This window comes from Sporosarcina sp. A2, from assembly GCF_050858885.1.
In the GTDB taxonomy this organism is placed as follows: Bacteria; Bacillota; Bacilli; order Bacillales_A; family Planococcaceae; genus Sporosarcina.
The window spans coordinates 1708068-1732558 of the sequence record NZ_CP193898.1 but is presented as its reverse complement, the minus strand read 5'-3'; the positions used below and the strand labels follow the sequence as shown (position 1 = coordinate 1732558).

Below are 24491 nucleotides of genomic sequence, written 5' to 3'. Positions count from 1 at the left end.
TTACTTGGACAATATAATTAGGGTCTTGTAGAATACAACCAAAGAGATGAGGAGAATCTACATGACTGAAAAAAGAGCGCTACGGACCTATACCAAGGAATTTAAAAACCAAATTGTACAACTACATGAAAACGGTAAGCCACGTACAGATATTCTTCGTGAGTACGATCTAACCTCCACTACTTTCGATAATTGGGTGAGGCGTCACAAAGCGACTGGATCTTTTCAAGAGAAAGACCAGCGTACGGAAGAAGAGAATGAATTAATCAAATTACGTAAAGAGAACCAACGTTTCCTAATGGAGAATGATATTTTAAAGCAAGCCGCGCTGATCATGGGACGAAAGTAGATGTGATTCAAAATAACCGTCACAAATACTCGGTATCAGCAATGTGCGACGTCCTAGGGATCGCAAGAAGCACGTTCTATTACACTTCCATTAGACAACCGGAGGATAGAACCCTGCAAAAAGATATCAAGAAAATTTTCAAACAGAGTCGAAACAATTATGGAACACGAAAAATCAAAAAAGAAGTAGAGAAGATAAACCGTGCGGTTTCTAGACGGCGTATTGGTCGCGTCATGAAGCAAACGGGGCTCGTATCCAACTACACTGTCGCTCAATATAAACCGTTTAAATCAAAAGTGAATGAGGAACCTGTAAAGAATGTTCTGGCGAGAAACTTTAACGGCCAAGAAGAACTAGCTGTGGTTGTCAGTGACTTAACATACGTAAGAGTCAATGGAAGATGGAATTATGTATGCTTATTTGTCGATCTTTTTAATCGAGAAATCATCGGCTACAGCGCTGGGCCCGAAAAGACAGCTAAGCTTGTATACAAAGCCTTGTCTAGCATTGAACGCAGCTTGGATCGCATCCAGTTGTTCCATACAGACCGTGGAAGTGAATTTAAAAATCAACTAATTGACGAAGCTTTAGAAGCTTTTGGCATCGGAAGATCACTGAGCATGAAAGGATGCCCGTACGACAATGCGGTAGTAGAATCCATGTTCAATGTGGTCAAAATAGAGTTCATTAAGCAAATGACCTTTTCTTCTATCAGCCAGTTAGAACGTGAACTACAGGATTATGTAAATTGGTTCAATCGGGTTCGGATCCACGGAACGCTTGATTATTTAACGCCTATTGAGTATCGATTAGGGACCTTATAAAAATTGTCCGATTTAGTGTTGACAAGCCATTTGTCTCATTAACTTAGGTCAGTGCCTCCCTTTCAACATTAGGGTTTGACGTGTTTTTTTTGTTATTGGGTAATACGTTAAATAATATATGAAAAACACAACTTCTATCCATATACTAAATTGATACAGAAAAGGAACTTAATATTTCCTATCGATCCAATTAACACCAGATTAGAACATCATTAGTGTCGCGCTTAATGATGCTTTACTTTCTGAATAATCTTCAGATATGTCTGCTATACTGCTATTTATGTATTGGAAAGGTGCTTTTTATTTAGCAGCCGGATTCAGTTAGACTGATATTGCTGTAAGGCTATAGTTAAGAGGGGGAATACTATGAAACGCTGTTATAAGAGTCGTAAGTGAATGTGATTTATCAACTAAAGATGCGGTTTTAGAAGAAGCGTTTTTTGTGTTTCAATACTATTCTGAGCTTGAGAGTGTAGGTCACGAAAGCTTTCTTACGTGGTCGGGATCGAATATTGAAGTAATAAGTATTGATAGTTACTTAAAACAATTAATGGCGGTTCTTGAGAAAATTGGTGCTCACGACTATGCAGAGATAGAGAAAAAGTATGGTGAAGAATTGTGTAGGTTGTACGTTGCTATAAAATGACGAGTTGGTAAAGGACGAATTTTATAAAGTTATTGAAATAGCTGACTCCGAATATCACAAACTTAATTGGGAAGTTAGATAATCTATTAGAAGCATACTTTATTAGGATTCATCCTGATATAATTGAAGTAGTTAAAGATAAACCTATTAAAAAGAGCACATCCGTCCAAATAGTAACCTTCATTTCTAAATTCCAATTGTCGAGTTCTTTAAAAGAACATAAAAATATTAAACATAAAGGTGATTCATTATGAAAAAAGAAATAGAAAAATTATCTAAAAATGCACATATACATACTAATGACAATTTTATTTATCGGGTAAGTGAAGGGTTCTTACAATTAACTGGATATGAGGATTGTGATTTAATAGGAAAATCTCTTATGGATTTAGGCATATTATTAAAATCTGAACATCAAATAGCTATCCAGGATATAAAAAATGTAAGTTATTTCTATATTTTTAATAGCACCAACTTACCATTGGAAGTTAAAGTTAGCTCTGACGTCTTAGGAAATGAAGAAGATAAAGTTTATTTCTTTGAAAAAATGGAAGATGCAGCTTTACAATTTACATTAGATCACTTTGGTAATACTGAGACAAATAAAAATGGATCGGTAGCGATATTTAGCTATCCCGATTGCGTTCTCTTAAAACATGATGATAACTATATTCATACATTATCCTTAATGGATATAATCTCTGATAATTTGATAGGTAAACATCCTTCATTTTCAAATAATATTTTAGATTTAATGAATCAAGGCATTTCTTTTCATGAATTCGAGGTAGAATCCAAAGATTGTAATGGAATAGCAACGTATTGGGATATAAATTTAAAAATGATATCAGGAAATAGAAATAAAAAGTATTTAGTAACATCTTTTTACGATGTAACTGATCGGGTTCGTGAAAAGAAATTCATTGAAAAACAAAAAAGCGAAATGGAACTAGTAGTAGAAAATATGTCAGACGTTGTAATTGTTATAGACAAGGATGGGAAATATACATATATAAATAAAGTAGGTAGGCAAGCTTTATCTCAATATATCCCGAAGTATATTTCAGACATAAAATCAGTAACTAGTGAAATGGCATATGGTGCTTTTGAAATGAGTGATACACATGGAGAAAGACTGAAATTTGAAAACATCTCTGACCAAAGGGTATTAAGGGGTGAAAAACTTACTAATCATACTATAATTGGATCCAGTGAACTACCAACGACTTATTTTGTATGTGATGGAACGCCTATTTACGATGAGTATGGAAATACAGATGGTGGTATTCTTATCTATAAAAATATAGAAAATAGTTATAAAGTTGAAGAATATAAAGCTTTGCAAGAAAATGTAGAAGGCATTTCAAGTTACTATGCATCATTCTCGCATATAGATTTTAAGATAAATTATATTAATGAATATGCATTTCAAAACATCATAGAAGAACTGCCACATATAAATTCAGAGTTAGATATAATTGGAAAAAGTTTTTTTAACATTTATAGGACTGAAGATGTAGAGGAATTAATTAAAGACATTAATAAATCTATCGAATGTCATTCCTCTTATCTGCATAAACATGAGTTCATTAGAAATGGAAAGACAGAATACACAAAAACAATTTTCCAGCCTATATTTAATGAAAATAATGAGGTGGAAAAAATCATTGCTTTGGGAATAGATATCTCTGATGAGGAAATTGCCTATAAAGCAATGGAGAAACTGCTTAAAGCTCAAGAGGAGATATTCATTAATACATCTCATGAGTTCAAGACTCCATTAAGTGTAATATTTGGTGGAGCCCAATTATTGAATTTATATTTAGACGGGGATTCTCTAGAAGATTCCAGAAACGATATTATAAATATTAATGAAATGACAATACGAAATTGTTATAGACTAACCAAACTCATAAATAATATATTAGATATTTCTAAAATAGAATCTGGAGTGTATGAGTTAAACTTAGCTAATTATAATATCGTAGACGTTGTTGATGATATTGTTCATTCCGTTTTAGAATATACTAAGTCTAAAGGTATTAACATTATATTTGATACGGATATAGATGAATTGTATATGGCAGTAGATCTTTATAAATTTGAAAGGATTTTACTTAATTTAATTTCTAATGCAATAAAGTTCTCCACTGCTGGAGAAGTTATCGTAATAAAACTAGTGCAAATAGGTAATAATACTGTAGGGATTTCTGTAACAGATGAAGGGATAGGTATAGAACAAAAAAATTTAGAGGTTATCTTTAATAAGTTCATTCAATTGAATCGGAATTTAAATCGTATATCCGAAGGTACCGGGATTGGATTACCATTAGCAAAGTCTATGGCAGAACTACATGGTGGTAGTATAAGTGTAGAAAGTACTTTAGATAAAGGTAGTACATTTACTATAGAACTTCCTGTTAAAACTATTGATGGTCAAAATGAAGACAATAGTTTTAACAAAATAATTGATAGAGTTGATGTTGTGAAATATGAATTCTCAGATATATATCTATAAACAGAAATCGGAGTTTGAATTAGTGTCTAGATAGGAATTTAGTAACTTAAAAAGAGTACCTGCGTGAGAAACAAACGTGAATGTTTAATCATTCGTGAACGTTTCCTGCGTAGGTACTTTTTTATATATTGTACTCAAACGAACTGCATTGACGATGATATAATCCTCTACATTGTAATTTGATTGGTTTGGAATATCGGTAGATCCATAACAGATATATTGAAGTATTTAACTCGTTATAAAATGATTTCCCAATCAAAAATTTATTATTTTAATAAACTCTCTTCTTTATTCTAACTATATGTTAATTTTTTTTAATATTTAGGTCATTTATTTTTCTTTTTCATCGTCATCTTTTTCAAGCCGTTTAACAATTCTTTCTAATAATTTATTGAGTGTCTCTGCATCAGTGCTTTGTGAGTTCTTTTCTTGTTCTTTTTTCAGATCGTCAATTTGACTCTGTAGTTTTTCCAGTTCCTGCTGTTGTTGAATATCAGAAATCCGGCTTTCTTCGATTGAAATAGCTCCACCAAGGGTTTGTAGGGCGTCCCCAAATGTAGAAATGGCTGAACCCCATAATGCAATTTGAGCACCAGTATTCGTTGAACTATCATTATTTTGGAATCCATTATTGCATAATGAATCGTTTTTTTTCAAAATCATCCCCCCATGACTATATTAACAAACGAATATTCCCGTCTATTAGATATAATATGTTTATATCGTAGGATGGGGAACTTGTTGCAATATATAAGAAGAATGCATATAAACTTATTCTATTTTTTCGCATGATATTGTTTTGTCTTTATACCGGTGTTTGTCAAGATAGTTGCCGCATATGTATTTTCTCGTAGTTTAACTATTTAATCGATATATATTTGTTATTTTCCCGCGTTTCGCTTTCTCTCTTAGTGGCAAAAAGTGAACCGTAGTACAAATGTCTTCATTCATTTATGGACTGTTGTTCAACAAACTGGGTGCATAAACAGAAGTAGGCTGCGCTTCAATCCGGCCACTTTGCTTAAGAAGGACTTATACCTTTATTCCCGAATTAAAATAATAGAACGTGGCATGTAGGAGTGAAATTATGAGTGAGATAATTAATTATTATAATCAATTTGATGAGTGGGGAAGACTGGATCGAGAACCGATTGAATTCCAAGTAAACTTGCATTATATAAAAAAATATATGCCTAAAACAGGAAATGTGCTGGATAACGGTGCTGGACCAGGAAAATACTCAATGGGGCTTGCTAAAGAAGGTTATCAGGTAACACTAACCGATTTAACGCCAAGGTTAGTTCAATTTGCAGAACATAAGGCAAAAGAACTTGATTTATATAGACAATTTAATGGTTTTTATGTAGCAGATGCAAGAGAACTAAATATGATCAAAGATGAACAGTATGATGCGGCATTAATGCTTGGTCCTATGTATCATTTACAGGAAGAAATGGATCGTATTAAAGCAGTTAAAGAATTAGTAAGGGTCACAAAAAAGAACGGACTTGTCTTTGTAGCCTTTATGCCAAGAGTTCGGCACATACTTACATCACTTTTATCTCTTAGTAATTGGAAAACGAATGATAATATGGGCAGCATTATTCAATTTTCTCAATCAGGTTGCTTTAATCACACAGATGAAGGACGTTTTACAAGTGCATACTATTTTAATATTGAGGACATTAATCCTTTTATGGAGGAACAAGGATTTGAAAATTTGGAATTAATAGGATCAAATGTAGGAGCTGAATTAAATAATGACAGCTGGAATTACTGGAAAGGTAAGGGTGAACAAGAGGTGGAAACAATAGTTACTTTAATTAAAGAATTGGCAGCAGATCCTTATGTTCTTGGTATATCTTCTCACCTACTATATATAGGTAGAAAAAAATAAAAGGGTACTGCGACTATTAATGCTTCATCTTTCTATAACGTTACATACAAGAATGTTGAATATGAGGAACTTGAGAAATTGTTGGGAGAGAATATATCATAATATTTCAAGGGGGAACAGAAAATGAATACCTCATACCAAGATGATATTAATAGTCTTTATCAAAGACTAATAGATACATGGAACAAACGGGATGCAAAGGGAATGGCTGACCAATTTACAGAACAAGGAATCCAAATTGGTTTTGATGGAAGTAAGGTGATTGGGAGAGAGGAAATCTCATCGCACCTCGAGCCTATCTTAGAAAACCATCCTACTGCCCTATTTATTACTTTAGTTAAAAATATACGTGCCTTGGGAACTGATACAGCAATTTTACAAGCTATTGCAGGGATGATTCCACCTGGGAAAACAGATATTGAGCCTACAATAAACGCCCATCAAACTCTGGTTGCAGTTAAGAAAGATAATGATTGGAAAATTGAGCTCTTCCAAAATACTCCTGCTCAATTTCATGGGAGACCTGAAATAGTTGAGCAAATGACAGATGAGTTAAGGCGATCAATTAAATAACAAAAACGTCTTAATTCCGTTAAACAATCCAGGGCCATTTGTGGGAGATGGGCTGAGCCTGTAACGGGCAAACTTCGTGGAATATATAGGTAACTTATTTAATCTGTATCCGCTAACGATTAAAGGAGGGATTGGGTGAGAATACCAATATTATTTTTAGGTTTGTCTATTTTTATCTTATTAACTGCTGTTGGATGTTCTAATCCACCGAATACAAGTAAAACAGAAACTTATACAACTGAAAGTCCTGACGCAAAAGAGATTTTAACATCAGACCCTGAGGCTTATATATTTCAATACGATGGTGTGATTTATCAGGCTAGAATTGATTGGGTTGAAGAACTGACTTTAACAAAAGGCGAACAGGTAGGAGAAATAAAAACAAGAAATGTTACAGATACAAACTTTGAAAATGATATGTCGAACATATTGCCTGTTGGTGCAAAAATCTTTTCGGCTAAAGAATCAGGAGAAGTTGAAGGGCCAATTTTACTCGTAGAATCAGAGGGAAAACTTTTTAAATACTACGGGTTTGTGGAGGGTTAACCAATTTACCTATATCCATAACCGGGTGCAATTCAATAACAAGGATCAGCGCTGAATCTCAGTATTTGGGCAAGTTGTTAAAGGTCAAATTCATTCAGCGTATGTTCTATTTTGATATAAATTCTACTTTTAACAAGGGGGATTGGGTGGTTAATTATGAATCTCAATTAGTACAAATTATTGAAGACGATGACTACATAATGTCTGTTCTAAAGGCAGTTGAGAAACTACAGCTAAATGATACATGGATTTCCGCAGGCTTGATTAGAAATAGAGTTTGGGATCATTTACATAACGAAAATACACCAATTAATGATATTGATGTTATTTATTTCGATAGTATTGATACTTCCTTGAAAATAGAAAAAGTTTTGGAAAGGAAATTAGAAAGTTTAATGCCTGAACAGCCTTGGTCAGTTAAAAATCAAGCACGTATGCATGTTAAAAATGTATTTGATTGTTTTAACTCATCCTATGAAGGTGTAGCTCATTTTCCGGAAACCCCTACTGCAATTGCAGTGAGAATTTACAAGTATGATATTGAGATAATCGCTCCATATGGACTTGAGGATTTATTTAGAAAGATAGTTAACCCTACTCCATACTTCCGAAATAACACCAAGTTACATTCAGTATATAGTGAATGTATGAAGGAGAAAAATTGGAATGAAATTTGGGGCGGTTTATCTATTAAAAGTTAAGACTTGTAACATTCCTCTATTTCAATGTGCCATTCTCAATAAATGGTTGCGATGACTAATATAAAGCCTATTTTTAAACGAGCTATTTAGTTGAAAGTATGAGAAGTGAAGAAATGAATGTCTCGCTTAAATCGGTTCATTTTATTATGGGAAAGATAATTATACTTTTTTGTTAAAACTGAGGAGTGAATTTCTAATGAACTTTCGGAGGGCAACGATAAATGACTTACAAGAAATTGTACGACTTCTTGCTGACGATGAATTGGGTTCTTAACGCGAGCGTTACGAAACACATTTGCCAGATACATATTATGAAGCGTTTGAAGCAATGGAAGCTCAAACCGGGAACCAAATTATTTTGGCTGTTGATGATGATTATGTGATGGGGTGTATTCAGCTGACAATTATTCCTGGACTAGCTAGGCAAGGCATGAAACGAGCGCAAATTGAAGGTGTGCGTGTCGCTCAAAACTATAGGGGAAATAAAGTAGAAGAAGACTTGTTTAAAGAAGCGATTTATATTGCGAAATCTGAAGACTGTGCACTAGTGCAGTTAACAACAGACAAGGAACGTAGGATGCCCATCGTTTTTATAGTCGTCTAGGTTTTATTTCAAGTCATGAAGGTACTCCTACGTGGGGAAAAGAATTTAAAGACAAGTCCCTTCATTATACAAGCCGTCATATGGTCATTCGTTTACAAAAAGCCGCTTTACCAAGTTATCATAATTACTATGATTTAGATCCGACTTATTAAGACGTATTTGGGGATCCTCTGCTTCGTGTTACACGAAAGTATACGAATCAGGATCGAAAACTAGCTGAATTCGGTATTGAAAAAGGCGTAGAACTTCTGGAGAAGATGGAAGCAGACATTATAGAACCCGGAAACATCCCTGAGGATTTCCCTCATACGTATACGTCAGGACACTATTGCGGTGGCGTAATAATGGGAAGTGATCCTGAGACATCTACTGCCAATAATTACTCGCAACTGTGGGATATGGATAATCTATTTGTTGTGGGAAGTTCATCGTTCCCGCATTTATCAAATTTTAATCCTACGGGAACGATAGGAGCCATGGCGTATCGGGCTGCTGAAGGAATGGATACTTATTTAAAAGGAGAAGGCGGTTTGCTTGTCTCTGCAGAGAAGGATCCGAAAATTGTGTAAAAAGTAGAGGCACTTCTACAGACGAATTATACGTCTGTGGAAGTGTTTTTTATCTAACTATAAAAGTGTAATGTATCTTTTTTATCGCTGATACTGTGTACTCTATTCAACAGTATTACTTGTAGGGCTCCACTCGCTTTTCACTCATTAAATCACTAACGGTCCCGAGTTGAAGTCCTTTCTCTTTTATCCCTTCAATCATTGCTGCCAGTCCTTCAGCGGTTGGTTGTGTAGGATGCATTAATATCATAGATCCATTTTCAATACCTGCTAATACACGTGTCACCATTTCGGTCGTTTCTGGCTTTTTCCAGTCGACCGTGTCAACCGTCCAAAGAATCGTTTTCATATTCTGTTCATGTGCAACTTCAATTGTGACCTGATTAAAACTTCCGCTTGGTGGTGCAAACCACTTTGGTTTTACACCAAGTGTTGCTTCAATGACCTCATTTGTCTTCATCAATTCTACCTTTGTTTCCTCGCGCGAACGCTTTTCGAGATCAGGGTGAGTATAGGCGTGGTTGCCAATCTCATGTCCTTCCAAGCTAATCATTGTTGTAATGTCGGGATTACTTTTCACCCAACTACCGTCAAAGAAAAAGGTAGCTTTTACATTAGACTCTTTTAAGGTCTCTAACATACGGGGAATGTGCTCCTCGCCCCATGCAACATTAATTAACAACGCGACCATCGGCTTTTCCGGATTGCCCCTATAAACAGGTGAGGGGGGAAGGTCCCTTAAATGGACTTTGGGGGAAACCTCTTTAAATACGAGATTGTTCGTATTGAAATTGTTAGTATCTAACATTTTTTGGTAGGATTTCTCGATATCGACAGTCAAACCATTGTATCCTGGTATGGCTTTCCAAACTCGGTCAATCTTTGCATCGATTGGTTTTATTTCATGCTCTTTTGCATAGGATTGGATCTCTTCAGAATAAACATCAGTTCCATGATCCGTCATTGTAGCCACGGTCGAAATAGAAGTGGATGTGGGCGTCATCGTTTCTTTAAAGGATGGATTTTTTTCATTACCTAGAATAATTATAGCAAGGCTGACTACTAGCACAAATACCAATAGAACAAATTTTTTCATAATATCCTCCTGTATCGAATTTGCAGTCACTCCACCCTGTTATGCACCTAATTCGATTATTAATACAGAAAGTGATTATACCTATGTACACCAAGAACGTTTTTGATAAATTGTCATGACACATACCACCGAGGTAGCAGCCTAACATACCTTTAAACTTTTCTTGGTTTTTAAAACTTGCGTTCATGAAGCATGTTCACTAATTAGGCAACGTTTAAGTTTTTTATTCGACTAGCTCCACATTCAAATTTCCTATACCTATATTCACGTCCATTTCGATACTCGTTTCGTTATTTTCATAAGCCTCATTAACATATACGTTATTACCAAGCGGGATAAAATCTTTCATTTCAAGTTCTCCAAGTCCTCTGTCTATAATTAGCTTGACGCCAGTCTGTTTTGGTAATAGAAGTGTCATTTTTCCAACACCTATAGAAATCTCTGCTTGTAAATCATTCTTCCATTCATTACCAAAGTCGATAGTTGAGTCACCGACGCCACCAGCGATTGTCAATTTGTTCAGTTGAATCCCTTTCAAGTCCAATATCGATTTCGAAACGCCCATGGCAACGTCTAAATCAATCGGGATAGCATTGTTGAGTTGAATGTCCCAACGATTACTTCGTTTACTTCTATTAAATCCGAATATAGTAGATTTTTGTTTAACTGTTAATACACCCATGTCTTTTTTATTATCATACTTCACGTTGGGTAGAAATCTTTTTTTCTTAGCATCAAATTTCGCGTCCAACCAGTTTGTGGATCCCCCTTGAAGGACTAGATCACCTGCATCAAAATTGATAGTCACTGCTAATGATTTTGCTTTATCTCTTTCAATAGTAATTTCTTCTTCTTTGGAAATGGCAATGACCCACTCATAGGCAAAGATGCATAGAGTAACTAACATTCCAACGATTAACCCAGTCCATAAAAATTTCTTCATTTTTTATACTCCTTTGAATTGGATTCTACTTCTTACCTTCTATTCATACATACAGTAAATCTCGGTAACCTCTAATAGTTAAGAGGTTGAAATTGCGCATTTATTTAAGTGCTTTTCAAAGGAAATATTAAATATATTGAAATGAAATTGTCGGATTTTTATTATTATATGTATTCTTGGTGTTTGGTTTATCGGTCCTGTTATGAGGATTAGTGCTTTATGAATTAAAGATACCTTATTTCCTTTACATGATTTTATACTATATTGATTGAACTCATTTTTAAGTACAAGGAATCAGAGGACTCAGTTACACCCCATCTTTTGATTGTCCATGAGAAGCATATGCAATCTTTTGATGCTTTGCTATAATTGCCCTATAGCGATAATTTGGAGTTCTTATGCACTATTCAATGGAGGTGGTTAAAACATGTCGAAGAATCAATCGTATAGTAATTATAATGAGAAGGGGTATCCCGAACTTCATCTTGGGTATGCAGATATCATATTACTAGGGCAATGGGATGGATTATCCAATGCGTTGTATTCGTTAATCAAAGGTGAAAATTTATGGGTTCAATACAACTTATATAAAGATCCCGGAGTAATTGAAAAATATACACTATTAACTGGAACTGTTGAACTAAAATACGAAGGAAACCGACGCATTTTTCAACCTGGAGAAACCATTGATGCATCACAGTACGAAAAGATTATTTGTTTTCATGCGATTTCCGATGCGGATATACTCATTCATACGACAGTAGAAATTTTTGAACCTAGTTTTTTTGAAACACAAGTGTTACAAGAAGAAGCCGATGCGATTGAAAAACTAGATGGCTATACATATATGCATTGCAATCGAATTAAAAACTATTCCATTGAGGTATGGACGGAACTTGATATGCCGAAACATCTTTTGCAGACGCTAAGATGGGGTGCATACTTTCATGACATTGGAAAACTTTCAGTTCCATTGGAAATACTCAACAAGCCCGGATCGTTGACCTCTGAAGAGTGGGCTAATATGAAAGCCCATACAATTGAGGGTGCTAAAATTATGCGCAATCATAAAGTGGACATGCTTAGGAAATCAGCCTTTATTGTAGAACAACACCACGAACAATATGACGGTAAGGGGTATCCATATGGACTGAAGGGCGACGAGATATCACTCGAAGCATGCATTGTTAGCGTTGTTGATGCGTTTGACGCAATGACCACAGACCGCGTTTACAAAAAAGCATTACCAATCACAGATGCCATTCAAGAACTAGTTGCGGGGAGAGGAACACAATTCAATCCGAAAGTCGTGGATGCATTCCTATCTGTGCTAAAGAAAAGACAAAATGGCTGGAAATAAATTTTATAGTACATAGCTAAAGGACTCGTGTGCGGACGTTATTGAATGTAACGTACCATGTAACCTTCTATCCGTGTGATTTAGTAAACAAGCCAATGATTGTGGAATATGGAAGTGGAGGATACTTAATTGATTACATTACAACCTATGAACGAAGAAGAGTTCAAACGATATATCAGTTATGCCATTGAAGACTATGCGAAAGACAAAATCGCGTCTGGAAATTGGAATGAAGATGAAGCGATTGACTTATCGATAAAATCATTTGAAGAAGAATTGCCAAAAGGTGAGAAGACCGAAAATAACTATATGTTCTCTATCTTTCACAATGATATCTTAATCGGAATGATTTGGTTTTTACAAAAATCACCTGCAACGCCCAATGAAGGTTTCATATACGATTTTGTGATTTTTGAACACTATCAAGGGAAAGGGTATGGCAAGAAAGCAATGAAAGAAGTTGAAATTATTGCTAAAGAGTTAGGTATAAATAAAATCGGACTTCATGTTTTCGGTCATAACAAAATCGCGCGTGGCTTATATGAAAAAATGGGCTATGAAATTACCAATATAAAAATGTCCAAAACAATTTAATTTTGAAACAATCATTAATTAAATTGAAAGTGTGGCCGAAACAGTCAAACGAAAAAAAGATGCGGGAGATTACTTTGAGAATGTCTGAAATCGGTTTTAACTTCACTAGAAAGTAGGAACAGGTATGGAAACCATCAATCTTATATCACTACATAATGAAGTACTGCCTAGCTATGATATTAGTGATAAAGAAATTTCATTTGATGTTTATAGTAGTCCTGATGAACAAGTATGTATCATTGGAATGATAGATAATAACTACATTTGTTGGTGCTCCATCACTACTATTCAAGATATTGAAGTGAATGCTGCAGTATTCGATTATGTCGTTAACCGGCCAATCAGGAACGTATCGAGCATGTACAATGTGCTTGGTGCTGAATATACAGAAGTATATGAATGGCATAGGCTGCATATCGAAAAACGCCAGTACAACAATCAGGACTATTATTATTCACCTGCCACCCAGATTTACTTTCAAGATAGCAAATCGTTTGCGCTTGAAATTAAACAGTTCTACACACAAGAAAAATTGAAATGCGATTATAGATTACTCGACAACACCTATATCATTCTTTTAGAAACCTACAAACGACTAGTACATATAGATAATCCAGATCCACACTATTATTACGAAATGAAACCGGTGTTTCAGATTTTGGAGGACGAGAGTTACATTAAGTTAAGCACAGATACGGAGATTAGAAAGCTCTATGCTGACTGTATGGAAGGAGCTCGTATTCTTTACAATCGTTATATGAATGACGCCCATTAACTAGTTAACAAGCTTACTTCAATTAAATTTAATCTGTAATTCCCGTTGAATCATGCGTCACCCTACCTGACCGTTTCCTGACATATGCTAGATAGAATGAATATGTTCAATGGAACTTCAAATCATGATCTGCTGTCTTATGATAGACGAATTTAAAATCCGCCTCAATTTTCTTGGATCCTTCTTGTGTCTCGTTAAAGCGCTGTATCTTTTCTTCACAAGTATCTTGTTGTCCACTCTGAATGAGTTGAAGGGTTGTTTTCGTTTCATTACGAAATCCTTTTGGTTAGCCCTCAACCCCACCTAGGCGCAAGTTCATCCCGTCAAGACGATGATCAAACCCATCAAGACGCTGATGAATCGGTTGTACCGCGACATCCAATACGGATTTTAATGTATGGATAAATTCCATCTCCATGTGAATCCTCCTTTCTGTTTTTCGGCAGTTCTGTTTGTCATAAAATCCCGGATTATCCATCCGTGTGTATCCGATTTGTATAAAACTAGAATCCCACAGTTCAAGAATTTATCTACAGATCACTCACTAGCTTCAAACATGAAACTGCATTGGAATTTCAATGCCTAAAGATGCAACTTCCTACAGTAACAGCTATGATTAACGTAGTAGAAGATGCACCAGTTAGTAAAGGAGTGAAGACCCATGCAAAGTTACATAGTGATGCAAGGACGTACCTATTATGAAGAGAAAGAATTAGGCATCCTCTGGTCGCAGCAGCAAGATAGCGCCGGTAATATCCAGCATTTTTGGGAACGGATGAAAGAAGTGAATGCGGGAGATCGCATCTTCCATTACATAAAAGGAGATATTGTCGCAATTAGCGTTGCGAAAACTGGATACAGAGAAGAATCGAAACCAACCACGCTCGATCTACCCGTCACTGAAAGTGATAAAGGATATTTGGTTGAAGTTGATTACCATGAACTCGAAAAGCCTTTAGCAATCGAGGATTCTTTCAATGAAATACTCCCACTTCTGCCTATAAAGTATTCACCATTTCAGGAGAATGCTAATGGAAATCAGGGTTATCTTTATCCATGCAACGAAGAACTTACCATTAAACTAGTTGAGTTGATTGGTGATTTAAATATTTACGAAATTGACGAGGAACAATTGGAGTTTGTGATGGGCACGGTCCGAAAGACGGAACACGATTTTCTCACTCCTATCCTTGCTGAAACCGAAGCAGAAGCGAAAACTAAAGTACGATTAGGACACCAGCGATTCCGCATTGACTTAATGCCACTCTGGCACGACAAATGTGCACTATGCGATATAGCTCTTCCTGAATTGCTTAAAGCCAGTTACGCAAAACCATGGAAAGACAGCACGAACAATGAACGCGTCGAACCAAACAACGGCATTCTCCTCTGTCGCAACCATGACGCTCTTTACACGAATGGCCTCATTGCATTTGACGGACAAGGGAAAATCCATATTTCCTCAAGGATTCCCGAAGAAGATTACAACAAGTACGGTCTTTACGGGAAAATGCGTATAACAAGAAACGAGACCAATAAGCCGTATTTGAAATGGCATAAAAAGCACGTATTCAACGAGTAAGCAAATATATCAAGTCCAGATCTGTATGCGTCAAAACAGATCTGGACTTTTTTTATGAAACCTACTGCTACATACACCTGTCTAATTTCCACGTATTGTGACAACTTGAGATTACTGGTAACATGTGGGTAGAACTAGAATACTTCAGTCAGTTGTTGAAGGCATGATTATTTATGAGTCAACGAATAACAATTCGTCGGAAATGTTGTCAACGAGCTTCATGTTGATCGCCTTTACAACTCTTATCAACAGAAAATAGGAAGGACGAGTAAAGCTGAAATTCGATTATGGTAAAACTCGCTTCAAAGGACGCGGAACGGCATGCAGGATGATGACATACCAAAAGATGCTGCGGTTGCGGTTGAATTTAACATTCCAAACACATCGAAGCGAGTTGACTATTTGATTGCTGGAAATGATGGAGTTCAAGATCATGTTGTGATAGTTGAACTGAAGCAATGGGAAGAAGTGGAGAAAGTCCCAACACGTGACGGAGTCGTTCGTACTTACATGGGAAAGGGAATGCAAGAAGCTTGTCCACCCGTCCTATCAGGCGTGGTCGTATGCTGCGCTTATTGAAGATTTTAATGAAAATGTCCAACAACAGGAAATTCAATTAATGAAACCGTTGCCTGTGCACGACACCACTCCAACACTATTCTGAGAGGATTGGAGTGGTGTCGTGTGATCCATAGGGGAAAATCACTAAGTGTTTGAAAAACATAAACGCCTATTGTGAAGGAGTTGACTAGCTTGCGAAAAGTTCTACTAACCCTAATCACCGTGATAGGGCTTATTTATATTTTCTTAATTCCGGAAGAACCAGTGGGCTTCAAAATCGCTATGAAATTAGTTCCCATGATTTTGATTATCCTGTACGGAGCTACTAACACGTCTCGTGTTTCTTCTCTCTATAAAAAGACTATTCTCGTTGGCCTAGTGGTTAGTATGGTGGCCGATGCGGCAATTTATTGGTTCATGGCAGGGCTTGCTACATTTTTTGTTGCGCATTTGTTTTATATCTTCGCTTTCCGGACAGCGAGCCGTAAGTCTATCCCTCTCTTTGCAGCAATTCCTCTCATTCTATACGGGCTCTTTATGGTTATCTGGATTGCGGTACCGCAAATGGCTTCGGGAGAATTGTTGCTTGGCATGGCGATTATCGCTTATATCCTTGTCCTTCTGGTGATGGGGTGGGTGGCGATTAGGACGCGACTCCCGCTCGTGATTATAGGTTCCCTTCTTTTCATTTGTTCAGATTCATTCCTAGCAATCGATCGATTCGTTATTGAGCTTCCAGCTCGTGACGCGCTTATCATGATTACTTACTATGCTGCGCAAGTATTTTTTGCCGCTAGCATCCAAAGTCGATTAAATTTGTTGCCACAATACGACACAACTCTGAATCGAATCTGAATATTGTTGAAGTTGTGTTGTACACAGGCAGCAATGAATAAAGTTAGATGAAAAGCTATTAGTAGCTTTCATCTAACTTTTTTTACGTTATCTACGTTTGGAAACTTTTACCTGTGTGACACAATTCTAATTTAACCCTGATTCATGCCTTTTTAGCTGAGAACTTAGTTGGTTAGCTTTAAATAGTTGATGTTTTCGGTGGCCACTTCTCATATTTACTTCTAATTAATTTAGTGATATATTGACTAAGTCCAATCATCCTACAACTTTTTAAGAAGATACTTTGGAGGTGCTGTCATGCTAAAAAAGACAGAACGTTTGTCGTTGGTTGAACAAGTGGTGATTCAAATTGAACATCTTATCGAAAGTGGTCATTGGCAAATTGGCGATCAATTGCCGGCTGAGATGCAATTGATGAAAGAGTTTGATGTGAGTCGGAATACACTAAGAGAAGCGATCCGCGCTCTAGTTCATGCAGGTTTACTTGAGACTAAACAAGGGAGCGGTACGGTTGTAAAATCATCTAGTGCCTTTGGTGTAGCACTCCATAGACAAGTTGAAAAATCGAGCATCATGGAAACATTAGAGGTGCGACTTGCTTTAGAAAGAGAAGCAGCACAACTGGCAGCTACTCGGCGCGATGAACTTGATTTAGAAGCGATGACGGAGTCTATTCAGTTATGCGAATTGGCATCTGAAAAAGGAGATGTACAAGAATTCTTACAAGCAGATATTATATTTCATAAAGCAATGGTTAAAGCATCACATAATAAGATGTTGCAACGTCTTTATGAACATATAACAGAACCGTTACAGTCGTCGATCGAAGAAGTGATGGTGGCAGATGACTATTTTAATTATAGTGAAGAAATTCATTATGAATTACTTGAAGCAATCAAGAAGCAAGATGTGCAGGCAGCGATTGATTATGTAAATAACTACATAAACGATTTCAGAGAGAAGATTAAACGCATTCAGGAGGTCTAAACTTGCAAAAAGAAAAAGCATTACAACAAACAAAAACAGATTCTAAGAAAAAATGGCTTTTAATGATCGGAGTCATCTTAATTGCTGCCAATTTAAGAGCACCACTCACATCGATTGGTTCTTTAATTACATCCATACGAACGGATTTAGGGATTAGTCACGCATTGGCGGGAACGATTACAACGCTTCCCTTACTCGCATTTGCTCTTCTTTCACCTTTCGCACCGAAAATAGCACATAAAATAACCATGGAAAGGACTATTTTCCTTTCATTAGTTGTCTTGGCAATTGGTATTGTCTTACGATCATTATTTGGAACAGGCGCTTTATTCGTAGGAACAATTCTAATCGGTGTTGCAATTGCGTTTGGAAACGTATTACTACCTGGATTTATTAAAATGAACTTTCCTTTAAAAGTTGGGATTATGACCGGTTTGTATGGCGTGTTTATGAACATCTTTGCGGCGCTGGGGTCAGGCTTAAGTGTACCTTTAACATCTATCGGTGAAATTGGCTGGGAAGGATCACTTGCATTTTGGGCAATTCCTGTTTTTATTGCGATTGCGGTTTGGGCTCCACAATTGAAAAAGGTAAAAGTTCCTATTGAATCTAAAAATGCAACCTCACAAGAGAAATTGTCGTTAGTTCGTTCTCCACTTGCATGGTCGATTACGCTGTTTATGGGATTACAATCTCTTATTTTTTATACGTTAGTGACTTGGTTACCAGAAATACTACAAGGCATGGGGTATAGTATGAGTGCAGCTGGATGGATGTTATTTTTAATGCAATTTGCTATTATTCCATTTTCATTTATCATTCCTGTTCTATCCGAAAGGATGAAAAATCAATCCCTACTCGGTGTGGCTATTGCAGTTATGTTTATACTCGGTATTACAGGCGTTTTAATTGGAAATCAATCTTTCATCCCTATATCCGTAATGATGATTGGGATTGGGGCAGGTAGCGCATTTAGCTTATCGATGATGTTTTTCAGCATGAGAACAAGCAATGCTGTTGAAGCATCAGATATGTCAGGTATGGCACAATCGTTTGGTTACTTACTCGCAGCCACTGGCCCTGTTGTATTTGGTGCTTTACACGATATGACAGATAGTTGGACAATGCCTCTCATTATGTTAATGGCTTTGGCTGTTGTCATCATGATAGTCGGCATTGTGGCTGGAAGAGATAAAGTAATTAGTAATACAATTTCAGAAGAGTCCCAGAACTAAGAGTGGTTAATGTTAAGAAGCTCTTGCCCGTGTGCGGTAAAACCGAATCAAACTGAATAGTGTTGAATTTGTGCAGTGCACAGGTGATACTCACGATTTCGAAACCGTTCAACAACTGTGTGTACTCATAGCTTTTACTTTTACTTAATCAACCCGGAGGGAGAACTTGTTAAGAAGTATAATGGCTTGAGTGAAGAGGAGAACGCGTTGCTCATGGAAGATGTCAAGACAGTTTTGATGAAATAGTTTCGTGTGTATAAAAAAGACATGAAAGTGCATTGCCTTACCACATAAAAGTATTATCTAAACAAGCATGAAGGCTAATTCTTCATGCTTGTTTAGTTGTTAAAAAAAGAGATGTCTGTGCACAAAACAATCGTGAATGTTCGGTCAAACACGAGAATTTCTTGCACAGGCATCTGAACTTTATTTTGTTTACCAAATCGGTTGTCCGTCAACGAAGTCAGGTGCTTGTAAACCTAATAAATCATATAGACTAGGTGCTATATCGGTCATTGTAATTCTATCGCTCAACTCACCAGGTGAAATTCCAGGTCCTGATGCATACAAAATAGGTCGTAATCTTGGACGTTCTGGATCTCCGCCATGGCTTCCCAATTCCATCGTTGGTTCAGCAGCAATGTTTGCATCTTTTCCCATTAAGAAGCCTGAAGCTGCCGATAAGAAGACGTCACCACTATTACCATTATTTAAAGACGCATACTCTCCATTATCATCTGTCCAGATTTTTTCATACGGCGCGAGTTTTTTTGGATTATTAGTTGAAAACATCGTAACTTTTGGGTATGGATAAGCTTTATAAGAGGTATCACCTTTACCGGTCAACCATCGTAAAATAGGATTTGCTACTTTCCGTGGGTCTTGAAACAGGGGAGAGAACACTATGCGATTTGTGAAAACCGATACAATTTCTTGTTTCACTTTTTCGAATTCTGCAGGTTCAACAATTCCTTTTTTCTCTCTGCCTTTTAAGTTTACATAGACATGTGCAATCGTCCCACTCGCTTCCGCATATGCTTTTGTTTTGGAAGAATCGATAGCACCATTCTTATCTTTCACCAAGAGACCCGCCTTCTCAAGCTCCTTATTCGGAGATAGTCTTGTATGAATCGGCTCCAGTCCATGATCCGAGATGAGTAGCAAATGATCTTCAGCATTTTGATTGTTTTTGATTCTTCCAATAGCTTGATCCGCTTGTCCGAATGCCCAGCTCACGTATTTCTCCTTCTCTTGTACATTTTTCAAATCATAGCTAGGCTGATCAGGTTCTCTTAATAAAAATTTATGCAGTTCAGTATCTACAGTAGGGTAGTAGTAAAAAAGTAAGTCAGGTTGATAGGTATCTTTAATGTATAAACTGACATCGGTGACCCACTTTGCAAAACGTTCTCCTACTTGTTCATACTCTTCTCGTGTAATAATTCCAGTTGTAAATGCCTCTAATTCATCAGCAGCCGGATAAAATCCGAATTCCGATCCGATTTGCTTCGGAAAATTGTCTGGCCCACGGTAAAGTCCGCCCATCACTGTACCTTGGAATAGTTGAAGTTCATCTTTATTTCCGATATCTCCTTTAAGCTTTACATAAAATCCTGCACTGTCTAGAGGTGGTAAATCCAATTCGATGGAATTCCAGTCGTCTGCTAAAATCTCTTCTCCAATTTCTTTTTGATCTGTGGAAATATAGAGTTTCGGATCTTTTTCATCTGTTCTCAGTACAAATAGCTGCTGAGTGGGATAGTCTTTAGTATCCAATGTAACAACAGCTTCTTCAACTTCTACCGAATCTGAAGCTATCTGATGGACTCGTTCATCTTCTACAGTAGAAAACTTCAAATTGTGCAAGGCGGATTGGGCTAATGTTCCACCTGAATAAACGGCATAGGTAGCAGCAGAAGCGTTGTCTGGATTAGAGTCTGGAAAAGCAACAGTCGCGGTCACTTTACCTTGATTTCTTGCTTTTTTCCAAATAGGCGTAACACCGAGCGTCTGAGAAAATCCGCTTTGATTGTCTTTTGTTTTTTCTCCAAGAGTATGAAATTCATTGCTGACGATACCTGTTTTCACAGGTTGTGCACCTGTAGCCATCGCACCATGGGACGGAGCAGTTAATGAAGGCATTACGGTGATGAAATCAGTAGCGTAGGCTGCTGCTTGTTGAAACTCTTCCAAATTACGCATAATCCCTTTATCCATATAGCGTTGAGCGTCCATATAACCTAAACCGTCAAAAGACACCACGCTAATCGTACCTGTTGTCTCAGCTGCAAAAACAGGTTGAGTAATAATAGAAGTCATACTGAAAAGAATAATGATACTAAAAACTTTAATGTGCGTATATATAGTGCATCCCTCGCTTCAAAGAATTATTCCCATTATGAAAACAAGATAAACTAGTGGTATAGATAACAGTTGCCTATACACGATACAACGTGACACCATTGTGAACAATGATGAAAGTGTGAGGCGAACTGGTAGATTTTATACAAAAAAAAGCGAATAGCTATGTAAAGCTGTCCGCTAAAACTCTTGCATAAAAATCGCTACCTGTGCGCAATACAACTCAGACCTTATTCAAAACTGTATCGTGCATAAATAACTTTTTAAAGCATTTAAATTTGGTTCATTATATTGGTTCTACTTTAATAAGTTGTGTCGTACAATCTAGATTGTAGAATCGATCAACTAAGTTATAAATCGTGACCAGTTCATAGAGAATAATTAACTCTGGTGGAAATTGGGTTGGGTGTATTTCATTATTTTTCGTTAGTTCCTCATTGTCTTCCCAGAATAGATCTGTAATATTTTTTAATTGCAACTGATGCTTTTCAGAACTATAGTCCGCTGCATGATGTAAGTCATTTGCTAGTTCTGTTACAGCGTACATGATGATATCACGTTCTGACTTTGACCATGAGATTATATTCAAGGGTAAGTAGATTAAATTCCCTATGTGATAATCCAGATTGTGCAAATATAACAATTGTCTTTCAGTCATAAGAAGCTCCTTCGCATCTCCGCCAATGAAGGGATGCAATTTCGAATCATCTTTTTGAAAACGAATTAATGTCTCTGTTTTTAGGATTTCCTTATTAAGTTGGTGAATAATTACACCATCTATTTTGCGATCTTTGTTCTCGTCATATAAGATCGTACGAAACGTTTGTTCTAAAATAGATCCTGCCCGTGAACCAATACTCTGTATACTTTCTGAAATATCATTCCTATAATCAGGTCGAAACACGATCATGTTAACTGCGGTGGACACCAACAGACCAATCGTTGTTGTACCTAAACGGATGAAAAACGATATTAAGTAATTGCTATGGATGACTTCAACCATTGCTACAGCTGTCAACGTTGCCACAAGCAGGCCTGCATGCAGTTTTAGTTTATAACAAGTTAAAATGGTGAAAACAGCAGCCAAGGTATATGTAATCGGAGAGTTTCCAAAAAGTGCGATGAACAAGACAGCATAAGCAGAACCGATAGCGGATGCCGGAAACCGAATAATTCCTTTTTTAATAGAATCACTAACAGTGGGTTCAATGGTTACAATTGCCGTTATTACAGCAAATACTGGCGGCCAGTTAAACCATTCACAAATAATAGCCGTTAAAAATATAGCGATTCCTGTTTTTAGTATTCGGCTACCATGGAAATGAAAGTTCCTCATACATTCTTAACCCCCCCAATAATTTTATTTTAACATAGAAAAAAGCGTTGCGTGGCTGTATAAGAATCATTCAAGCAGCATGTGCCCACTAATAGAATGTCAATAGGAACCCAAGCGCAAAGTAATCTTGAATGTTTTTCAAACACGAGAGTTCGGTGCACAAGTAATGGAAAATTCGTCACGGAATTGAAAGCTATTCGATAAGCTAGATAGATTTGCTATAGCAAGAGAGTAACTAATTCTAAACATTCGTGGAGAGATAAAATGAAGAGAATTTTAACACTTTTAGCTGTATGTGGGATTGCTTGTATAGTAGCTGTGCAACCAGCAGCTGCGGCGGCGACTAGTTTTCCCGATGTTCCAGAAAACAATAGATTCCATGATGAAATTCAATATTTGATTGAAAAAGAAATCATTAGTGGCTATTCCAATGGGAAGTTTCAACCTACGTGAAATGTAACTCGAGGAGAAGCTGCAATTATGATTGGTCGTATGCTTGGATATGATGGGAGATCACGCCCTAAGCGTTTTACAGATGTCACTGCGCAAAACGGGGCTAGTGGATATATTGCCGACGCAGCAGTCTATAAGATTATTTCTGGCTATCCCGACCGTACTTTTCGACCCAACCAACAGATCACACGAGGCGATATGGCGATTATTCTAGCACGGGCATTTGATATAGAAACTGGTACGATTCGGAAATTTAAAGATATCGGTGAACAAATGAAAGCATATCCTTCTATTCGAGGTATCGCAGGGGACTTCATTACAACAGGTTATCCAGACGGTACATTCCGGCCAAATGGCTATGTTACCCGTGAACAGTTTTCTGCATTTCTTGCAAGAGGTCTTAGCCCTCAGTATAAACAAAAAACGGTGAAAAAAGATGGCTATTCTCGTGACATGACGAAGAAGTACATCTACAACTCATTAATTGGTGATATCCATATGGAGTATAAGAGAACAATGGGACAGTTTGGTGAGATTTACTATGCCGGTTTCTTCTGGGTGATTGAAGGGCTGAAATCTGGAGATGTTACGTACGTCAACCAAGAAGAAACAGATGAACAGCTGATTGAATCGTTTCCGTTCTCGGAGTACTACACGTACCTAAGTATCCTGTTAAGGTAGGGAAGACTTGGCAGAGTGGACCGTCCACAAATGATATCTCGAAAATCACAGACGTGAATAAAACAGTAACAACACCATATAAAACATTCACACATGCTGTAGAAATCAATGAAAAAGGATATAAAAAATACTTTGTCAAAGGTATAGACGTTGTGAAAGTGGTGGACCCTTCAGGTAAAATAGTTAGCCAATTAAAGTCAATCCAATAAAAGTCTGAAAACGTCGGTGACGAGCCGACGTTTTTTTATCTAAAAAGAGGTATGCGGGCAGGAAATAAATAACACGAGATCTATTCAATCCTAAACTAGCTGGCTTGTTGAAAAAAGTTATAATAAATAGAAAACGGCGGGTGGAAAGAGTCGTAACGGGTATCTAAAGGTTAGTAGGTAATCTATTGATATGAAATAGAGGATTATATTGTAAAAGGGAGAGAAAAAACTTAATT

Annotated in this window: 25 protein-coding genes and 1 pseudogene; 20 read left to right on the top strand and 6 right to left on the bottom strand. The window is 36.8% G+C overall.

Annotated features, from left to right (window positions below; genetic code table 11):
• Positions 1 to 61 precede the first annotated feature (61 nt).
• The 3 genes from ACRPI0_RS08595 (at position 62) to ACRPI0_RS08585 (ending at position 4337) form a co-directional block, all read left to right on the top strand.
• Positions 62 to 1173 (top strand): IS3 family transposase gene (locus ACRPI0_RS08595; protein ID WP_432352052.1). Its coding sequence is split into 2 segments (ribosomal slippage): positions 62 to 314 and positions 314 to 1173, totalling 1113 coding nucleotides; the frame shifts between segments, so codons are not numbered across the junction.
• 442 nt (positions 1174 to 1615) lie between these two features.
• Positions 1616 to 1819 (top strand): hypothetical protein, encoded by a 204-nt coding sequence (locus tag ACRPI0_RS08590; RefSeq protein WP_432352050.1) that lies wholly within the window; start codon positions 1616 to 1618, stop codon positions 1817 to 1819.
• A 250-nt stretch (positions 1820 to 2069) separates the two neighbouring features.
• Positions 2070 to 4337, top strand: a complete 2268-nt coding sequence (locus ACRPI0_RS08585; protein ID WP_432352048.1) for an ATP-binding protein — start codon at positions 2070 to 2072, stop codon at positions 4335 to 4337.
• 330 nt (positions 4338 to 4667) lie between these two features.
• On the opposite strand, the gene ACRPI0_RS08580 is transcribed toward ACRPI0_RS08585, so the two are convergent.
• Entirely contained in the window at positions 4668 to 4994 is a 327-nt protein-coding gene (locus ACRPI0_RS08580; protein WP_432352046.1) for a hypothetical protein, read from the bottom strand.
• A gap of 430 nt (positions 4995 to 5424) precedes the next feature.
• Between ACRPI0_RS08580 and ACRPI0_RS08575 the strand changes: the two genes are divergently transcribed.
• From ACRPI0_RS08575 to ACRPI0_RS08550, 6 genes and pseudogenes are all read left to right on the top strand, one after another.
• On the top strand, positions 5425 to 6234 hold the full coding sequence (locus ACRPI0_RS08575) for a class I SAM-dependent methyltransferase (protein WP_432352044.1): 810 nt from the start codon (positions 5425 to 5427) through the stop codon (positions 6232 to 6234).
• A gap of 123 nt (positions 6235 to 6357) precedes the next feature.
• Positions 6358 to 6807: an SgcJ/EcaC family oxidoreductase gene (locus ACRPI0_RS08570; protein ID WP_432352042.1), complete on the top strand. Its 450-nt coding sequence runs from the start codon at positions 6358 to 6360 to the stop codon at positions 6805 to 6807.
• A 135-nt stretch (positions 6808 to 6942) separates the two neighbouring features.
• A complete protein-coding gene (locus tag ACRPI0_RS08565; RefSeq protein WP_432352041.1) occupies positions 6943 to 7353 on the top strand; it encodes a hypothetical protein in 411 nt (136 codons plus the stop codon).
• A gap of 146 nt (positions 7354 to 7499) precedes the next feature.
• The gene (locus tag ACRPI0_RS08560; RefSeq protein ID WP_432352039.1) at positions 7500 to 8054 is read left to right on the top strand and encodes a nucleotidyltransferase family protein; all 555 of its coding nucleotides are present in this window, start codon (positions 7500 to 7502) and stop codon (positions 8052 to 8054) included.
• A gap of 196 nt (positions 8055 to 8250) precedes the next feature.
• Positions 8251 to 8681, top strand: a pseudogene (locus tag ACRPI0_RS08555) (GNAT family N-acetyltransferase); the annotation flags it as partial.
• A 147-nt stretch (positions 8682 to 8828) separates the two neighbouring features.
• Positions 8829 to 9227: a GMC oxidoreductase gene (locus ACRPI0_RS08550; protein WP_432355910.1), complete on the top strand. Its 399-nt coding sequence runs from the start codon at positions 8829 to 8831 to the stop codon at positions 9225 to 9227.
• Positions 9228 to 9342: 115 nt separating this feature from the next.
• Here ACRPI0_RS08550 and ACRPI0_RS08545 read toward each other — a convergent pair whose 3' ends face one another.
• Together ACRPI0_RS08545 and ACRPI0_RS08540 are read right to left on the bottom strand one after the other, a co-directional pair.
• A complete protein-coding gene (locus ACRPI0_RS08545) occupies positions 9343 to 10323 on the bottom strand; it encodes a polysaccharide deacetylase family protein (RefSeq protein ID WP_432352037.1) in 981 nt (326 codons plus the stop codon).
• Positions 10324 to 10546: 223 nt separating this feature from the next.
• The gene (locus ACRPI0_RS08540) at positions 10547 to 11266 is read right to left on the bottom strand and encodes a toast rack family protein (RefSeq protein ID WP_432352035.1); all 720 of its coding nucleotides are present in this window, start codon (positions 11264 to 11266) and stop codon (positions 10547 to 10549) included.
• Positions 11267 to 11693: 427 nt separating this feature from the next.
• Here ACRPI0_RS08540 and ACRPI0_RS08535 point away from each other — a divergent pair, with 427 nt between their 5' ends.
• The 3 genes from ACRPI0_RS08535 to ACRPI0_RS08525 all read left to right on the top strand — a co-directional run bounded on the left by ACRPI0_RS08535 (position 11694) and on the right by ACRPI0_RS08525 (position 13995).
• Positions 11694 to 12626 (top strand): HD-GYP domain-containing protein, encoded by a 933-nt coding sequence (locus tag ACRPI0_RS08535; RefSeq protein WP_432352033.1) that lies wholly within the window; start codon positions 11694 to 11696, stop codon positions 12624 to 12626.
• A gap of 129 nt (positions 12627 to 12755) precedes the next feature.
• The gene (locus tag ACRPI0_RS08530) at positions 12756 to 13220 is read left to right on the top strand and encodes a GNAT family N-acetyltransferase (RefSeq protein WP_432352031.1); all 465 of its coding nucleotides are present in this window, start codon (positions 12756 to 12758) and stop codon (positions 13218 to 13220) included.
• 124 nt (positions 13221 to 13344) lie between these two features.
• Entirely contained in the window at positions 13345 to 13995 is a 651-nt protein-coding gene (locus ACRPI0_RS08525; RefSeq protein ID WP_432352029.1) for a hypothetical protein, read from the top strand.
• A gap of 286 nt (positions 13996 to 14281) precedes the next feature.
• Here the strand turns inward: ACRPI0_RS08525 and ACRPI0_RS08520 are convergent, their stop codons facing one another.
• Complete coding sequence (locus tag ACRPI0_RS08520) at positions 14282 to 14413, bottom strand: hypothetical protein (RefSeq protein ID WP_432352027.1); 132 nt, start codon at positions 14411 to 14413, stop codon at positions 14282 to 14284.
• 243 nt (positions 14414 to 14656) lie between these two features.
• Here ACRPI0_RS08520 and ACRPI0_RS08515 point away from each other — a divergent pair, with 243 nt between their 5' ends.
• The 5 genes from ACRPI0_RS08515 to ACRPI0_RS08495 all read left to right on the top strand — a co-directional run bounded on the left by ACRPI0_RS08515 (position 14657) and on the right by ACRPI0_RS08495 (position 19215).
• Positions 14657 to 15577: an HNH endonuclease gene (locus ACRPI0_RS08515; RefSeq protein WP_432352025.1), complete on the top strand. Its 921-nt coding sequence runs from the start codon at positions 14657 to 14659 to the stop codon at positions 15575 to 15577.
• 321 nt (positions 15578 to 15898) lie between these two features.
• Positions 15899 to 16156: a hypothetical protein gene (locus ACRPI0_RS08510; RefSeq protein WP_432352024.1), complete on the top strand. Its 258-nt coding sequence runs from the start codon at positions 15899 to 15901 to the stop codon at positions 16154 to 16156.
• Positions 16157 to 16330: 174 nt separating this feature from the next.
• Positions 16331 to 16993, top strand: a complete 663-nt coding sequence (locus tag ACRPI0_RS08505; RefSeq protein ID WP_432352023.1) for a lysoplasmalogenase — start codon at positions 16331 to 16333, stop codon at positions 16991 to 16993.
• A gap of 297 nt (positions 16994 to 17290) precedes the next feature.
• Positions 17291 to 17980: a FadR/GntR family transcriptional regulator gene (locus ACRPI0_RS08500; protein WP_432352022.1), complete on the top strand. Its 690-nt coding sequence runs from the start codon at positions 17291 to 17293 to the stop codon at positions 17978 to 17980.
• A 2-nt stretch (positions 17981 to 17982) separates the two neighbouring features.
• Positions 17983 to 19215, top strand: a complete 1233-nt coding sequence (locus tag ACRPI0_RS08495) for a CynX/NimT family MFS transporter (protein WP_432352020.1) — start codon at positions 17983 to 17985, stop codon at positions 19213 to 19215.
• A gap of 435 nt (positions 19216 to 19650) precedes the next feature.
• Here the strand turns inward: ACRPI0_RS08495 and ACRPI0_RS08490 are convergent, their stop codons facing one another.
• Both ACRPI0_RS08490 and ACRPI0_RS08485 read right to left on the bottom strand, forming a co-directional pair.
• A complete protein-coding gene (locus tag ACRPI0_RS08490) occupies positions 19651 to 21534 on the bottom strand; it encodes an alkaline phosphatase family protein (protein WP_432352018.1) in 1884 nt (627 codons plus the stop codon).
• A 328-nt stretch (positions 21535 to 21862) separates the two neighbouring features.
• Complete coding sequence (locus ACRPI0_RS08485) at positions 21863 to 22912, bottom strand: aromatic acid exporter family protein (RefSeq protein ID WP_432352017.1); 1050 nt, start codon at positions 22910 to 22912, stop codon at positions 21863 to 21865.
• 264 nt (positions 22913 to 23176) lie between these two features.
• Here ACRPI0_RS08485 and ACRPI0_RS08480 point away from each other — a divergent pair, with 264 nt between their 5' ends.
• The 3 genes from ACRPI0_RS08480 to ACRPI0_RS08470 are packed head-to-tail and all read left to right on the top strand — an operon-like array spanning position 23177 to position 24255.
• Positions 23177 to 23365, top strand: coding sequence for an S-layer homology domain-containing protein (locus tag ACRPI0_RS08480; RefSeq protein ID WP_432352015.1), 189 nt, complete (start codon positions 23177 to 23179; stop codon positions 23363 to 23365).
• Between the two features lie 27 nt (positions 23366 to 23392).
• Complete coding sequence (locus ACRPI0_RS08475) at positions 23393 to 24046, top strand: S-layer homology domain-containing protein (protein ID WP_432352014.1); 654 nt, start codon at positions 23393 to 23395, stop codon at positions 24044 to 24046.
• A gap of 53 nt (positions 24047 to 24099) precedes the next feature.
• Positions 24100 to 24255, top strand: coding sequence for a hypothetical protein (locus ACRPI0_RS08470; RefSeq protein ID WP_432352012.1), 156 nt, complete (start codon positions 24100 to 24102; stop codon positions 24253 to 24255).
• The last annotated feature ends 236 nt before the right edge of the window (positions 24256 to 24491 follow it).

Excerpts from the sequence above, each read along its gene's own strand:
- ACRPI0_RS08585 (WP_432352048.1), top strand. The coding sequence starts at position 2,070 with ATGAAAAAAGAAATAGAAAAATTATCTAAAAATGCACATATACATACT.
- ACRPI0_RS08575 (WP_432352044.1), top strand. The coding sequence starts at position 5,425 with ATGAGTGAGATAATTAATTATTATAATCAATTTGATGAGTGGGGAAGA.
- ACRPI0_RS08570 (WP_432352042.1), top strand. The coding sequence starts at position 6,358 with ATGAATACCTCATACCAAGATGATATTAATAGTCTTTATCAAAGACTA.
- ACRPI0_RS08545 (WP_432352037.1), bottom strand. The coding sequence starts at position 10,323 with ATGAAAAAATTTGTTCTATTGGTATTTGTGCTAGTAGTCAGCCTTGCT.
- ACRPI0_RS08540 (WP_432352035.1), bottom strand. The coding sequence starts at position 11,266 with ATGAAGAAATTTTTATGGACTGGGTTAATCGTTGGAATGTTAGTTACT.
- ACRPI0_RS08535 (WP_432352033.1), top strand. The coding sequence starts at position 11,694 with ATGTCGAAGAATCAATCGTATAGTAATTATAATGAGAAGGGGTATCCC.
- ACRPI0_RS08525 (WP_432352029.1), top strand. The coding sequence starts at position 13,345 with ATGGAAACCATCAATCTTATATCACTACATAATGAAGTACTGCCTAGC.
- ACRPI0_RS08520 (WP_432352027.1), bottom strand. The coding sequence starts at position 14,413 with ATGGAGATGGAATTTATCCATACATTAAAATCCGTATTGGATGTCGCG.
- ACRPI0_RS08515 (WP_432352025.1), top strand. The coding sequence starts at position 14,657 with ATGCAAAGTTACATAGTGATGCAAGGACGTACCTATTATGAAGAGAAA.
- ACRPI0_RS08510 (WP_432352024.1), top strand. The coding sequence starts at position 15,899 with ATGCAGGATGATGACATACCAAAAGATGCTGCGGTTGCGGTTGAATTT.
- ACRPI0_RS08500 (WP_432352022.1), top strand. The coding sequence starts at position 17,291 with ATGCTAAAAAAGACAGAACGTTTGTCGTTGGTTGAACAAGTGGTGATT.
- ACRPI0_RS08490 (WP_432352018.1), bottom strand. The coding sequence starts at position 21,534 with ATGACTTCTATTATTACTCAACCTGTTTTTGCAGCTGAGACAACAGGT.
- ACRPI0_RS08485 (WP_432352017.1), bottom strand. The coding sequence starts at position 22,912 with ATGAGGAACTTTCATTTCCATGGTAGCCGAATACTAAAAACAGGAATC.
- ACRPI0_RS08480 (WP_432352015.1), top strand. The coding sequence starts at position 23,177 with ATGAAGAGAATTTTAACACTTTTAGCTGTATGTGGGATTGCTTGTATA.
- ACRPI0_RS08475 (WP_432352014.1), top strand. The coding sequence starts at position 23,393 with ATGATTGGTCGTATGCTTGGATATGATGGGAGATCACGCCCTAAGCGT.